This is a genomic window from Brevibacillus sp. NL20B1 (assembly GCF_018195675.1).
Taxonomy (GTDB): Bacteria; Bacillota; Bacilli; order Brevibacillales; family Brevibacillaceae; genus Brevibacillus; species Brevibacillus aydinogluensis.
The window spans coordinates 20,841-34,987 of the sequence record NZ_JAGTPT010000028.1 but is presented as its reverse complement, the minus strand read 5'-3'; the positions used below and the strand labels follow the sequence as shown (position 1 = coordinate 34,987).

Below are 14,147 nucleotides of genomic sequence, written 5' to 3'. Positions count from 1 at the left end.
CATTATGACCTCGCTTTGCTTGTTTTTTTCAGCTGCTTTGCTGATGTGCTAGAAACATTCCACGGCATATTCACTCCAATGACCCCGGAGATAATCAGGACAGCGCCGCATAGATGACTCCAAGTAACGCTCTCCTCCAAGATCAACGCACCCGCTCCGATGGCGATAATCGTGGACAAGTGGGAGAATACGCTCATCTTGGCGGCTTCCATCCGGGATAAGACAAAATTGGCCATATAGGCAGTTGCCACTTGAATCAAGCCAAGACAGCTGATCAAGGCGATAAAGACACCGCTGGAAAGAGGAGCGACAAAGGTATCAATCGTTCCTGCCGCAGCATGGATGCCAAGGGATGCAGTCAAAAATGAGACGAATGCGATCCCCACCATAAAAAAACTGATTTCCATAGCACTGAAATGTCTGGTGACCAATCGGGCCAGCACGTTGTACCCGGCTAATGTGACACATGCGAGAACGAGCAAGGCGATGCCGGTGGTCCGCGACCAGTCGCTTGCGCCATTCATGGTATAAATGAACACAATGCCGCTCGCAGACAGAAGAAGAGAGAGCTTCTGCATCAAGGTGGTCGTTTCTTTTAAAAAGACGGAAGCAAATATCATCGTGACGGCTGGCGTCATGGCGCTGATGATGCCGCCTTCCGCAGACGCAGCATGCTGGAGCCCATATGTTTGCAGCACGAAGTAAGCGATTGGGTATAAGGAGGCCAGCAGCAGCAAGGAAAACAGCGGTTTGCCGCGGTAGCCCAGTTTGAAGAATCCAAAGATCGCCGGGACAATCATGACCGCAAAAGCGACGGCGAAACGGTAGGTCAACGTATCGAGAGGAGTAGCGAAGGTCAACGTCAGTTTGACAAGCAGAAACGTTACGCCAATCACCGCCGCATTCAGAATGGCAACGAAATAAGCAAGTTTCAGCTGCCAAATCACCCCCAGGAGTTGCAACGTGATGGTTGCCGGCAGAACATCCCGTGCGTCATAATATGTGACCAAATGGTCACTTTTAATATATGTTACTATATGGTAACATGTCAATGGTTATTGATATGTTTTACCATTGCCTAGTTCGTGGACATCATGGAGGCATTTCCATATGGACGATATATTTAAAGCACTGGCCGATCCCAGCAGGCGAACACTGTTGGACCTGTTGTATGAAAAGGATGGCCGAACATTACATGATCTCTGCACTCATCTGCAGATGTCCCGATTCGGCGTTATGAAGCATCTTCGCATTCTGGAGGAAGCGGGCCTGCTTACTACGTGTAAGGTAGGGCGGGAGAAGTACCACTACTTGAACCCTGTAGCCATTCGCCAAATCTACGACAGGTGGGTAAGCAAGTACGCCGAACCGTGGGTGTCGGGATTAAGCCTGCTAAAAAAAGAGATGGAGAGTGGACCCGCCATGGAACAAAAGCCCAGGCATATTAACCGCATTGCGATCAAAACAAATCCGGAACAGGTCTGGAACGCGCTGACCAATCCTTCGCTGACTTCTCAATATTGGTATAATGGAATGATTAAAGGTGAATTCAAAGCAGGCTGTCCGTATGAGATATGGAATCCCCAAGGGCAGCTGCAGGCAAAAGGGGAGTTTCTTGTCGTGGAGCCGCCCCGTCGGCTGGTGATGACATGGCAACTGCTTGTGCAAGCCGACACCGCGGAGGAGAAGCCATCACGTTTGACTTGGGAGATCGAGCCGCATGCTGAGTTTGCCGGAGTGACATTGGTGACTGTCGTGCACGACGAGTTTGAGGAAGCACCAAATACATCCCGTGTATTGGAAGAGGGATTGCCGATCGTTCTGTCCGGTATGAAAACATTGATCGAGACAGGCAGGTCATTAACTTCCTAATCCAGCTAAAGCCGAGCGGTGTCAGGGTGAATCCCTGATAACATGCTCGGTTTTTGTTTTATGATGATGATGAACGGGATCATATGATAATACAGTCATAAACTCAAGTAACTTCGCGGGGGAGAGGGCAGAATGCTTGGATTCATTGTGAATCCCGTTTCGGGGAACGGCAGGGGAGCAATGGTATGGAAGCAGCTGGAGGAGGAATTGAGGCAGAGGAACGTCGCGTACTTGGTGCGTAAGACGTCCATGGCGGGCGAAGCGAAGCAGCTTGCCGTGGACGTGCTGCAAAACGGAAGCGTAACCGGAATTGTGGCAGTGGGCGGTGACGGAACGGTCAATGAAGTGGTAAACGGAATTCACGAATCGCAGGTTGCCTGTGCGTTTGGCCATATTCCGGCGGGATCGGGGAACGACTTTGCCCGCGGACACAATTTGCCGCGCGATCCGCTCCAGGCGTTGGAGAAGATTTTGCAAGGAAATGTAACCAAAACGATTGATGTGCTCCAGCTCAACGGAATGGTGGCGATAAATTCCGTTGGCGCCGGATTGGACGGTCAGGTGGCAGTAACGGCAAACCGGGCGCGCTATAAACGGTGGCTGAACAAGATCAAGCTGGGAGTCCTGGCTTATTTCCTTGCAGTTGTGCGCGTTCTGCTCACATACAAGCCCTGCTCGGTGACGGTTGTGATCGACGACCGTCAGGAGACGCTGGAAAACGTCTGGCTGATCGCTGTTGCAAACATATCCAGTTACGGTGGAGGGATGCAGATTTGTCCAGATGCGGTTCCGGACGACGGCCGAGCAGACATCTGTGTGGTCAGCCACGCCAGCCGCTGGAGCCTGCTTCGGGCCTTTCCGCTGATTTATACGGGCAAACATGTACATCATCCGGCGGCTCGCTTTTTTCGCGGCTCTACCATCACCATTCAATCGGAACGACCAATGGTGGTGCATGCCGACGGCGAAATGGCGGGCGTTACGCCGATCACCGTGAATGTGGCCAGGCGGCGATTGACCATCTTGTCATAACAGCAAAAAGACTTGTATTCCCCGTAAGGAAACAAGTCTTTTTTTTATCAGAATGGTTGAAGCGTTTCTTACTCTTGCAGCGCCGTGCCCAGTTTGTTTTGATCCCCGGAAACAATCAGCGCGGCCTGAAACAGGGCATTGGCGATAATCTCCGCCATGCGCATGACCACGTAGAGCCGGGTGTTTTGCAGGACGAAATACTCCATGAAACCACCGACGTTGACGATGCCGGTAATGTGAAAGGTACCGACCGAGGGCAGGTCCTTTTTTACGCCGGCGCCTGGCTTCAGGGGCCCGTCCGCCACGTTGATATTGCCCACATTGCTAAACTGGCCGAGACAGGCGTCGATGGCGATGAGCAGTGCCTGTGGATGGGTCCGGTTAATTTCATCCAGTTTTTCGCGGAGATTCATGGCGTGCACGGGTTCTTCCAGGGTTCCGTATACGTGCAACAGGTGGTGCGTGCGGGCTTTCAATTTGCTGCCGACCAACGGCCCAAGCGCGTCGCCGGTAGAACGGTCGGTTCCGATGCAGAGGATGACGATGTCGTCGCGTTGCGTTTTCAGGAGGATGCGCTGCGCCAGGTGTTGAGCCAACTGATCTGCGGCGGTTTCATTTCGATACTCGACGGTAAACGGTGGCAAGGAGCTGTCCTTGCGCTGGCTATCAAACAGGTTCATGACTACCCCCAAGTCTCGCGTCGTTCAAGGCCGATAACACCGAATGCGGTTCACACCAAAAGTATTCACAGTATAGTACCGGACGGGTTTTTTTATACCAGCTAATACAAAGGTTGCGGCTGTTTTGAACGCTCTGGATAGTGAAACAACGACAGGCAAAGCGTGATGGGCCTGTTTCATTTCTATGCCTTGACGCATTACCCGCAGAAGCAATTCTTTACAACCGGGGAAACTGGCGCGGTTGTATCCGAACAGGTACAATGGGAACAGAAAAAGTGGAGGGAGGGGCTCGATGTGGAAGGCGAGACTGTACTGATCGCGTTCGATTCCACCCAGCAGGCACTGCGGGCGGAGATGCTGCTGGAGTATGCCGATATCGACATTGACACTCGTCCGACCCCGAAAGAAATCACGGCCGGCTGCGCCTTGTCCATTGAGTTCCCGCTGGCTGATTACCGGCAGGCCAGAGAAATCATCGAAGGGCAGCATGTAGAAATTCGCGGCTACTTTCGCTTGTTTTCCGACTGCTACCACGAAATCGACGAACACGGAAACAGGAAGGAGCAGTAAACGTGACAGAGGAAATTGCCAAACAGGAGCGATGGTTTGAGACGTTGTATGCGCAAGCGAGCGCTTACCTGACCAATCCCGACACATGGATCACAATCGGAGCGATCGTCCTGAAAATCCTGCTGATTATCATCTTGTCCCGCATCGTGGTGGCGCTCGTCCAGGCGGCGGTAAACCGGGTGTTTCAACATCGGCGGGGGAGCAAGCTGCAGATCGAGCAGCGGCGGGTCGACACGCTGCGGGTGCTGGTGAACAACGTCGCTCGTTACTCGATCTATTTTTTGGCCATCTTGCTGACACTGCAGCAGTTGGGCGTCGACCTGCGTCCCGTGCTGGTCAGCGCAGGGGTGCTGGGGCTGGCAGTCGGGTTTGGCGCGCAAAGCCTGGTGCGCGACGTGATCACCGGCTTCTTCATCATTTTTGAAGATCAGTTCGCCGTGGGCGATGTGGTCACGATCAACAACATGACGGGTACGGTGCAGGAGATCGGCCTGCGGATCACCCGGATTCGCAGTTGGACGGGGGAGGTTCACATTTTCCCCAACGGCAGCATCACGCAGGTGACCAACTATTCGCTGCAAAACACGTTGGCGGTCGTGGACGTATCGGTTGCCTATGAAGAGGATCTGGACAACGTCGAACGCGTCCTGAAAGAGATCATCAAAAAGGCGCAGGACGAAGTACCGGATATCGTCGCGGAACCGCAATTGCTTGGCGTTCACGCCTTCGGTCCGATGGAAGTGATCATGCGCGTGACGGCGGAATGCAAACCGAACACCCATCACGGTGTGAGCCGCAAGCTGCGGGCGATGATCAAGCGGGAGTTCGACGCCCGCGGCATCGAAATTCCGTATCCGCGGTTGGTGTTCCAGCCAAAAGGACAAGCCTGACAAGAGGAAAAGGAGGGAGAAGCATGGAACGTAAGCAGTTTGCCCTGGGGGACATCGTGCAGATGAAAAAGCCCCATCCATGTGGGACAAACGCCTGGAAAGTAATCCGCATGGGTATGGACATCCGCATTAAATGCACCGGGTGCGAACACAGCGTGATGATCCCGCGTCTGGAATTTGAGCGGAAAATGAAAAAAGTGCTGGTTCGGGCAGAGGAACAGCCGGAATCGTAACCGTTCACGGCTGGAATGCCGGGTCGGCGAAAACGATGGCAAGCACAGCAAAATCGAACAAGCGAGCACAAGGAAAGAGGATGCGACGCGTCACAGGTTGCATCCTCTTTCGTTTGGTCAATGATGGCAAAAGGCAAGGGACCCGGTCGGTTGCCGTCTGGCCTTGCGCAACACCTCGTGTGGTTACCCTCTCGATATTCAGGCAAAGCCGCTGTCGAAGCGATGCCGGGGATGGATATGCTCGCTTCAAACGGTTGTACACCTTATATAGCTTGGATAGCGCGGGGACGTTACTCGCAGTCACAACCAACGATAACAAGCAGGATGAAGAGAACCAGCACAAGCGCGAAACCGTCGAAGCGGCCGTTGAAGATACCCACTAGCTAACACCTCCTACCCTGGATTCATTACCTATGCTATGTCAGAGGAGAGGAGGCGGTATGGGCGTTTGTCACGCTGCGCGGAAATTAAGTTATACACAATACTATCCACAAAAATGTGGACAACCAGGTCGTTTTTCCGGGAATTTGCCGCTAAAACTGTGGATAACCATACGATGCGCCAAATATTATTCACAGTTTTATTCACAAACAATGCAAATCTTTGGATAAATAGTATTAAATATTTTAAATATTTTTATTAGTAAGAAGGAATTTAGGGGGAGGGATATAATTACAGTATTTAGCAAAGATATAACATAAAGAAAAGGGGCGATTCTGTGTGAAAAAGCATGCGTTGGCATCTTTGACGGCGCTGGCAATCGCGTTGACGACCGTATCTTCCCCGTTTATCCCGTACAGCACGGCGGCGGTGGCGGCTGCGGCTGAAGCGCCCGTTTACAAATCCCGCGCCGAAATTCCCGACAAATACAAATGGAAGTTGGATCATATCTACCCGACCGTTCAGGACTGGGAGAAGGACGTCGCCAAGGTGGAAGCGCTGGCAAATGCGTTTACCAAGCATCAGGGCAAACTGGGCCAATCGGTGCAATCGCTGCTGCAGGCATTGGACGACTACAGTGCGCTGATGCGCTTGAACGACAAGGCGTACGTCTATGCCAACATGGCTCTGGACGTCAACTCGGCAAATCCCGAACTGCAAAAGCTGGCCGACCGGGCGGAAAAAATGAACACGCTGGTCTCCGAAAAGACCTCGTGGATGCAGCCGGAGATCGTCGCCATTCCGGACAGCAAGATGAAGAGCTTCCTGGAAGCCAAGGAATTGGCGCCGTACAAAATGATGCTGGAGGACATGATCCGCACCAAACCGTACTCGCTGCCCAAAGAGATGGAGGAATTGCTGGCCAAATCGTCGCCGCTGGGCAACTCGCCGACCAACATCTACAGCATGCTCTCCAAGGACGTGAAATTTCCAAAAATCAAGGACGAAAAGGGGAATGAAGTGCAGTTGACGCGGGCCAACTTCGTCTCCTACCTGGAGAGCAAGGACCCGCGGGTGCGGAAAGATGCGTTCAAGGCATACTATCAGGCGCTGACAGACTTCCAGGACACTTTTGCCCAGACGCTGGCGGCCAAAGTAAAAGCGGACAACTTTTACGCCCAGGCGCGCAATTACGGCTCTGCGCTGGAGGCCAGCCTGACGCCCAACAACATCCCTACGAAAGTGTACGACGAACTGATCGAAACCGTGAACAAAAACCTGCCGCTGTTGCACCGCTACATCGCGCTCAAGAAGAAAATGCTCGGCGTCAAGGAATTGCACATGTACGACATTTACGTGCCGATCGTGCCGTCTGACGACAAGTACATTCCGTACGAGGAAGGCAAGAAGATGGTCATCGACGGACTGCAGGCGCTGGGGGACGACTACGTGAAGGTGCTGGCCGAGGGCCTGGAAGGCGGCTGGGTGGACGTCTACTCCACCGACGACAAGCGCAGCGGGGCGTACCAGTGGGGAGCGTATGACACGCACCCGTACGTGCTGCTCAACTACCAGGGCACGCTGGACGACGTGTTTACGATTGCCCACGAAATGGGCCACGCGATGCAGTCGTACTACACCAACAAGACGCAGCCGTACATCACGTCCAACTATCCGATCTTTACGGCGGAAGTGGCGTCCACGATGAACGAAACGCTGCTGTTCAAGAGCATGTACGAAAAGGCCAAGACCAAGGAAGAGAAAATGTACCTGCTCAATCACTACCTGGAGAACTTCCGCTCCACGCTTTTCAGACAGACCCAGTTTGCCGAGTTTGAGCGGTTGATTCACGAGAAGGAACAGGCGGGTGAATCGCTCAACGCCGAAGCGCTCAAGCAGATTTATCTGGACCTCAACAAGAAGTACTACGGCAAGGACATGGTCTCGGACGAGGAAATCGCCATGGAATGGGCGCGTGTACCGCATTTCTTCAACTACCGCTACTACGTCTACCAATACTCCACCAGCTTCGCCGCTTCCCAGGCTCTGGCCAAACAGGTGCTGGACGAAGGCAAACCGGCAGTCGACCGCATTCGCAAAAACTTCCTCGAAGCAGGAAACTCCGCGCCGCCGATCGAGGTGTTGAAAGCGGCAGGCGTGGACATGTCCACTTCCAAGCCGATCGAACAGGCGATGGAGATCTTCGAGGAGACGCTCAACGAGCTGGAAAAGCTGGTCAACGAAAAGAATTAGTGCAGGAGAAACTCCCTTCGGCAGTGAAGGGAGTTTCCGTGTGTAGACAAAGTTGGTGGCGCATGGGTGATCGGGCCCGCTGGCTCTCTTGACGCCCAGCAAAGAAGTGGATGATGTCCGCTTCAAAACGCGACGCGGGCAGGGGGCAAACATCTGGGTGTTTCGACGAAAGGAAACTTGTGCCCCCTGTTTTTCCCTGCGTCTAGCGTTTTTCCGCTGAGCAGGTCGTCAAAGGAGCTCGCTTGGCCCATCACTCCATGCCATGTACTTTGTCTTCAGCTTCGGTTGATGAATATGCAGGCCTTTCAGCCTGGAAACGATGAAAGATCGTTTCCTTGTGGACACTCAATAAATAAACATTTTGTCTTTAGTCTGACTCCCTTCGGCAGTGAAGGGAGTTTGTTGTATAAATATTACAGAATTGATATATTATTCAATAAGGCTTCGTAGTTAAGCAGCCGACAGGATTGCAAAAGCAGTGAAAAAGTAAAAGTGGGTGAAACAAATTAGTGTAATCCCGTTGTTGTTTACCTTCGTTATCGCATCAGGATTACTGTGGTTGATTTATAAGTCGATTAAAAAAAACAAGCTGCCAAGCAGGACAGATTATACCCCTTTTGACGATATGATGTCCGGTCGAGTTGGCAAAGATCCATTGAGTTCTTTTATGCAGCAAAAGGATGAAGATGAAAAACAGTAAATGATGACGTAACACGCGCCCTCGTATTCAGCAGTGGCGTTTCATTTTTGTGTTGTGTTCAGGACTGGTTTTATCAAACAGGACAAGTATAAATAGCCCCTGTCCCGCAAGAAAGGGAGCTTTTTTTGTCCCAGCACAGGATGCTAACGTAAGTAGCGTAAAAGACGCTCACAGACGCAACCGCATGCAGGGATATGCTGCCACAAGGAGACAATTGTATTCTTTCAGCCAAATCTATATACTGAAAAGGATATGAGGATGAAAACAAGGAGTGTATATAGATGGGTGCATCTTGTGGCATTGTAGGCCTTCCCAACGTAGGCAAGTCGACTTTGTTCAACGCGATCACGCAGGCGGGCGCCGAATCGGCCAACTATCCGTTCTGTACCATCGACCCCAACGTGGGTATTGTCGAGGTGCCGGACCCGCGCCTGACCAAGCTGACGGAGATCGTGGTGCCGAACAAGGTGGTTCCGACAGCATTTGAGTTTGTGGACATTGCCGGTCTGGTCAAAGGGGCCAGCAAGGGCGAAGGATTGGGAAACCAATTCCTGGGACACATTCGCGAGGTGGATGCGATCGCTCACGTGGTGCGCTGTTTTGAGGACGAAAACATCACGCACGTGGCTGGGCGCGTCGATCCGCTGAGCGACATGGAGACGATCAACCTGGAGCTGATCTTTGCCGACCTGGAGTCGGTCGAACGGCGCATCGACCGGATCGGCCGCAAGGTAAAAGCGGGCGACAAAGAGGCGAAGCAGGAGCTGGACGTGCTGGAACGCCTGAAGGCGGCATTTGAAGAAGGCAAGCCGGCGCGCAGCGTGGAGCTGGACGAGGATGAACGCAAACTGATCCGCGATCTGCATCTGTTGACCATCAAGCCGGTGCTGTACGTGTGCAACGTGGCGGAGGACGGCATTCTTGACGCCGACAACAATCCGCACGTGCAGGCGGTGCGCAAGCAGGCAGCAGAGGAAGGGGCGCAGGTGGTCGTGATCAGCGCCAAGGTGGAGGCGGAGATCGCCGAGCTGGAAGGCGAAGACAAGCAGATGTTCCTCGAAGAGCTGGGGCTGAAGGAGTCCGGTCTCGACCGTCTGATTCGCGCCGCCTACGACCTGCTGGGACTGATCACCTACTTCACTGCCGGCGTGCAGGAAGTGCGTGCGTGGACCATCCGCAAGGGCACCAAGGCCCCGCAGGCAGCGGGAGTGATCCACAGCGACTTTGAACGGGGCTTTATCCGCGCCGAGGTGATCTCCTACGACGACCTGGTGGAAGCCGGTTCCGTGGCGGCCGCCCGGGAAAAGGGCAAGTACCGTCTGGAAGGGAAAGAGTACGTCGTCCAGGACGGCGATGTCATGCATTTCCGGTTCAACGTATAGAACTCAACCTTGCCTCTCAGAAGGCGCTTTGCTATAATACAAAAATGCGAGTATTTATGGAGTGCATGTCCCATGCTTATCTATCTGCACTCGCTCCTTGCCCGTACAGGGCCGCTAAGTCCATAAGGAGGTGAAAGGTATGCGTCAATACGAAGTAATGTACGTATTGCGTCCAGACCTTGAAGAGGAGAAAGTAAAAGCCAACGTTGCTCGTTACCAGGAAGTTGTCACCAACTTCGGCGGCGAAGTGACCAATCTTCAAGAGATGGGCAAGCGTCGTCTTGCGTATGAGATCAAAAAGTTCCGTGAGGGTTACTACGTTTTGATGAACTTCAAGGCGAATCCCGATGCTGTTGCGGAAGCAGAGCGTCTCATGAAAATTAACGACGACGTGATTCGCTACTTGTTTGTTCGTGAAGAGAAGTAATCGTCGTCGCGGGCAGAGGGGGACCCAAGATGAATAAAGTCATTCTCATCGGAAACCTGACGAAAGATCCGGAGTTGCGCTATACGCCAAACGGTGTCGCTGTTGCCACCTTTACCCTCGCGGTGAACCGTCCGCGCCCCAATCAGGCGGGCGAGCGGGAAGCCGACTTCATTAACATTGTCGCCTGGCAGAAACTGGCCGATTTGTGCGCCACGTATCTGCGCAAAGGCAGACAAGCGGCTGTCGAAGGGCGCATTCAGACGCGTTCCTACGACAACAAGGAAGGCAAACGGGTGTACGTGACGGAAGTTGTGGCGGAAAACGTCCAGTTTTTGGGCGGGCGTGGCAGTGAAGGCGCAGGTTACGATCCCGGCTTTGGCGGCGGGAAACCGACCGGCGGCCAACGTGACGACTTTGATCCATTTGGAGATCCCTTTGCCAATGCTGGCAAGCCGATCAACATTTCGGATGATGACTTGCCGTTCTGATTTGAGGTTGCGTTCAATCGTAGAACTTCACATTTCCTGCAAAAGGAGGGACTTTTCATGGCGCGCAAAGGACGTCCGAACAAGCGTCGCAAAGTGTGCTACTTCAAGGTAAACAAAATCAAGCACATCGACTACAAAGACACCGATCTGCTGAAGAAGTTTATCAGCGAGCGCGGCAAAATCCTGCCTCGTCGCGTAACCGGCACTTCTGCGAAGTATCAGCGCATGCTGACCGTAGCCATCAAACGTGCACGTCAAGTGGCACTGCTGCAGTACACGGCTGAATAATTGACACAATGCAAAAGGGGGACACAATTGTGTGGCCCTCTTTTTTCCATATTTGTTGTCATTGCCAGATTTTCAGTGAGGTGTCGCCATGCCTTCAAAAACCAAACAACTGGCGGAGAACGCCGTGCTGTTGGCCATCGCGCTGGTGCTGCTGTTTGTCAGCCTCTACACGGTGCTCGGCGTCGTAACCAGCTTATTGCTTCCGCTGCCGTTCGTGCTGTTGGGCATGAGACGAACGGTCCCGAACATGATTTGGATCGTGACAGGCTTTGCCTTGTTGAGCGGAGTGCTGATCGGGCCGACGACCGGCTTTATCGCGCTTTTGTCCGGGCTGTGGGGCGGCGCCATGGGCCTGATGTACGCCAAGCGCGGGACGGCGCTGTCTGCGATTACGGCGGGAGCCGGCGTGGTGTTTCTCGGATTCGTTTCCTTTTTGGCTCTCGCAACGTTTGTCCTGCATGTCGACTTCCAGGCGGTCATGCGGGAGGCGGCAGCCTTCAAGCCGTCGTTTATGACCAAAGAGCAGTTTGAACAGTCCCTTGCGCTTGGCAAAATGGTATTGCCGGCGTTTCTGGTCATGTTCAGCTACCTGCAGAGCGGCATCACACACGGGCTGGCGCGCTTGATTGGCAAGCGGCTGGGGTACCCCGTGCCCGCCCTGAAGCCGGTGCGCGAGTGGAGCTTTCCCCGCTCCCTGCTGTACTACTATTTTGCTGCCCTGATCGGTCTGTTCGTGGTAGGACAGGAGATGGAGGAAACGTTCTGGTCAAGCGCCGTTCTCAACGTAAAGGTGATGCTGGACGGCGTCTTTGTCCTGCAGGGATTGGCTTTCGTTCTGTTTGCCTGTCATCTGTACGGATGGAAGCGATTGGCCCCGGCGCTTGTTGTCTCTCTATTTATTTTTCCGTTCCTAACTACTATACTTAGCTTATTAGGCATTTTAGATCTGGGGCTGCAATTGCGCAAAAAACTGGAAACAAGAGTGAAGAGGGGCTGAGGAAATGCCCAAATTCCTGTTAAAGCGTTGGTACGGGCTGCATATGGTCCTGGCTCTCAGCTTTAGCTTGTTGCTGTTGGGGATTTTGACGCTGCATCACTGGATGTACGGGGCGATCGGGATTATCTGTCTGATTGGCCTGGTTCTTTATGCCCTGCAAGCGGAAAAAGGCTTTCAACGGGATCTGCGCCTATACCTGGCTACGGTGACGCACCGGGTGAAAAAAGCGGGAGAAGGCGTCATCCAGGAACTGCCGATCGGCATATTGTTGTACAACGAAGACAAGGTAATCGAGTGGGTAAACCCGTTCATGACGAACATGTCGGGAGACGAAATGATGATCGGGAAAAGTCTCCAGGACGTTTTTCCGCATCTGAGCTGGAAACCGGAGCAGAAGCGGCTGGAGTTTACCTACAACGAACGTACCTATGAAGTGCTGATCCGGCCCGATGAGCGGCTGCTCTACTTCACGGACATTACCGACATGAAAGAGCTGTCGCTTCGCTACCATCGCGAAAAGGCCGTGCTCGCCATCATTCACCTCGACAATCTGGACGAAGTGGGACAGGTCATGGACGAACAAAGCCGCACTCTGTTATCCACCAGCGTGTCCGGGGTCATTACGGAGTGGGCCAACAAGCACGGCATCTACCTGCGTCGACTCACGGCCGACAAGTTTTTGGGACTAATGGAGCGAGAGACGCTGGACAAATTGGAAGAAAGCCGTTTCGACATTTTGGACGTCGTGCGGGAGATGACGGCCGACAACAAGATACCGCTGACACTCAGTATCGGGGTGGGAGCGGCAGCCGACACGTACATCGAACTGGGACAAATGGCCCAATCCAGCCTGGATATCGCGTTGGGTCGAGGTGGCGACCAGGCCGCGGTCAAAGTGGGCAACAAATTGACGTTTTACGGCGGCAAATCCAACGCCGTGGAGAAGCGCACGCGCGTCCGTGCCCGCGTGATCGCGCACGCGCTGCGCGACTTGATCCACGAAGCAGAGCACGTCATTGTCATGGGACACAAGCAGCCGGACATGGACTCGATCGGCGCGTCGCTCGGGGTGTTAAAGGCGGTGCAGGTCCACAACAAAGAGGCCTACATCGTCATGGACGAAGGCAACTCGTCCGTGGAGCGGCTGATGAAGGAGATCTACGCCCATCCGGAGCTGGCCGACTCGTTCATTACGCCTGAGCAGGCGATTCGTCTTGTCACCGGCAGGACGCTGCTCGTCGTCGTCGACACACACCGGCCGTCGCTGGTCATCGAACCGCAGCTATTGCAGGAAACCAGCCGGATCGTGGTGATCGACCACCATCGCCGCTCCGAAGAGTTCATCGAGCCGGTGCTTTTGTACCTGGAACCGTACGCCTCCTCCACATCGGAGCTTGTGACGGAACTGTTGCAGTACCAGAGCGAACGGTTAAACATCGACAACCTGATCGCGACGGCCCTGTTGGCCGGGATCGTGGTGGATACCAAGAGTTTTGCATTCCGCACCGGTTCGCGCACCTTTGAAGCGGCGTCGTTTTTGCGCCGGAACGGGGCAGACACGGCGGCGGTTCAGCGCTTGCTGAAGGAAGACTTGCAGCAGTACGTAAAGCGGGCGCGCGTCATCATGAACACGGAGACGTACCGCGACAACATGGCGATTGCCGTGGGCGATCCGAGCGAGGACTTTACACAGGTACAGGTGGCCCAGGCGGCGGAGCAACTGCTGTCGCTGTCCGGGATTGCCGCGTCGTTTGTCGTCGCCAGACGCGCCGATGACACCGTGCTGATCAGCGCCCGATCCCTGGGGGACATCAACGTCCAATCCATCATGGAGCGATTGGGCGGCGGCGGCCACTTGAACGGCGCGGCCACCCAGATCGAGGGCATTTCCCTGCGAGAGGCGGTCAAACGCTTGAAAGAAGCAATCGATGAGGTCGTCTAGGCGCGCGTAAGG

General features: G+C 53.9%; 16 protein-coding genes. 13 read left to right on the top strand and 3 right to left on the bottom strand.

From position 1 onward, the window contains the following. Positions 1–2: 2 nt before the first annotated feature. A complete protein-coding gene (locus KDN35_RS16845; protein WP_171564189.1) occupies positions 3–947 on the bottom strand; it encodes a DMT family transporter in 945 nt (314 codons plus the stop codon). Between the two features lie 163 nt (positions 948–1,110). Between KDN35_RS16845 and KDN35_RS16840 the strand changes: the two genes are divergently transcribed. Both KDN35_RS16840 and KDN35_RS16835 read left to right on the top strand, forming a co-directional pair. After that, positions 1,111–1,872 carry an ArsR/SmtB family transcription factor gene (locus tag KDN35_RS16840; protein ID WP_171563908.1) on the top strand — a complete coding sequence of 254 codons (762 nt, stop codon included), beginning with the start codon at positions 1,111–1,113 and terminating at the stop codon, positions 1,870–1,872. 132 nt (positions 1,873–2,004) lie between these two features. After that, the gene (locus tag KDN35_RS16835) at positions 2,005–2,904 is read left to right on the top strand and encodes a diacylglycerol/lipid kinase family protein (RefSeq protein ID WP_212133339.1); all 900 of its coding nucleotides are present in this window, start codon (positions 2,005–2,007) and stop codon (positions 2,902–2,904) included. A 68-nt stretch (positions 2,905–2,972) separates the two neighbouring features. Here KDN35_RS16835 and yyaC read toward each other — a convergent pair whose 3' ends face one another. Next, positions 2,973–3,584, bottom strand: a complete 612-nt coding sequence (gene yyaC, locus KDN35_RS16830; RefSeq protein ID WP_171563910.1) for a spore protease YyaC — start codon at positions 3,582–3,584, stop codon at positions 2,973–2,975. A gap of 294 nt (positions 3,585–3,878) precedes the next feature. On the opposite strand from yyaC, the gene KDN35_RS16825 reads away from it, so the two are divergent. Genes KDN35_RS16825 through KDN35_RS16815 form a run of 3 tightly spaced genes read left to right on the top strand, consistent with a single transcriptional unit; the run spans position 3,879 to position 5,277 of the window. Further along, positions 3,879–4,154 (top strand): putative Se/S carrier protein, encoded by a 276-nt coding sequence (locus tag KDN35_RS16825; protein WP_171563911.1) that lies wholly within the window; start codon positions 3,879–3,881, stop codon positions 4,152–4,154. Between the two features lie 2 nt (positions 4,155–4,156). Next, a complete protein-coding gene (locus tag KDN35_RS16820) occupies positions 4,157–5,044 on the top strand; it encodes a mechanosensitive ion channel family protein (RefSeq protein WP_171563912.1) in 888 nt (295 codons plus the stop codon). A 23-nt stretch (positions 5,045–5,067) separates the two neighbouring features. Further along, the gene (locus tag KDN35_RS16815; protein WP_171563913.1) at positions 5,068–5,277 is read left to right on the top strand and encodes a DUF951 domain-containing protein; all 210 of its coding nucleotides are present in this window, start codon (positions 5,068–5,070) and stop codon (positions 5,275–5,277) included. 290 nt (positions 5,278–5,567) lie between these two features. Here KDN35_RS16815 and KDN35_RS20280 read toward each other — a convergent pair whose 3' ends face one another. Beyond that, positions 5,568–5,657 (bottom strand): YjcZ family sporulation protein, encoded by a 90-nt coding sequence (locus KDN35_RS20280; protein ID WP_171563914.1) that lies wholly within the window; start codon positions 5,655–5,657, stop codon positions 5,568–5,570. Positions 5,658–5,997: 340 nt separating this feature from the next. On the opposite strand from KDN35_RS20280, the gene pepF reads away from it, so the two are divergent. From pepF to KDN35_RS16770, 8 genes are all read left to right on the top strand, one after another. Then, positions 5,998–7,911, top strand: coding sequence for an oligoendopeptidase F (gene pepF, locus KDN35_RS16805; protein WP_171563915.1), 1,914 nt, complete (start codon positions 5,998–6,000; stop codon positions 7,909–7,911). Between the two features lie 496 nt (positions 7,912–8,407). After that, the gene (locus tag KDN35_RS16800) at positions 8,408–8,611 is read left to right on the top strand and encodes a hypothetical protein (RefSeq protein ID WP_212133338.1); all 204 of its coding nucleotides are present in this window, start codon (positions 8,408–8,410) and stop codon (positions 8,609–8,611) included. A 281-nt stretch (positions 8,612–8,892) separates the two neighbouring features. Further along, a complete protein-coding gene (ychF, locus tag KDN35_RS16795; protein WP_171563917.1) occupies positions 8,893–9,993 on the top strand; it encodes a redox-regulated ATPase YchF in 1,101 nt (366 codons plus the stop codon). Positions 9,994–10,132: 139 nt separating this feature from the next. Beyond that, complete coding sequence (rpsF, locus tag KDN35_RS16790; RefSeq protein ID WP_171563918.1) at positions 10,133–10,420, top strand: 30S ribosomal protein S6; 288 nt, start codon at positions 10,133–10,135, stop codon at positions 10,418–10,420. 29 nt (positions 10,421–10,449) lie between these two features. Further along, positions 10,450–10,908 carry a single-stranded DNA-binding protein gene (locus tag KDN35_RS16785; RefSeq protein WP_171563919.1) on the top strand — a complete coding sequence of 153 codons (459 nt, stop codon included), beginning with the start codon at positions 10,450–10,452 and terminating at the stop codon, positions 10,906–10,908. 57 nt (positions 10,909–10,965) lie between these two features. Then, complete coding sequence (gene rpsR, locus KDN35_RS16780; RefSeq protein ID WP_171563920.1) at positions 10,966–11,196, top strand: 30S ribosomal protein S18; 231 nt, start codon at positions 10,966–10,968, stop codon at positions 11,194–11,196. 88 nt (positions 11,197–11,284) lie between these two features. Then, the gene (locus KDN35_RS16775; protein ID WP_212133337.1) at positions 11,285–12,193 is read left to right on the top strand and encodes a DUF2232 domain-containing protein; all 909 of its coding nucleotides are present in this window, start codon (positions 11,285–11,287) and stop codon (positions 12,191–12,193) included. Between the two features lie 4 nt (positions 12,194–12,197). Then, complete coding sequence (locus KDN35_RS16770; protein WP_171563922.1) at positions 12,198–14,135, top strand: DHH family phosphoesterase; 1,938 nt, start codon at positions 12,198–12,200, stop codon at positions 14,133–14,135. Positions 14,136–14,147: the final 12 nt, after the last annotated feature.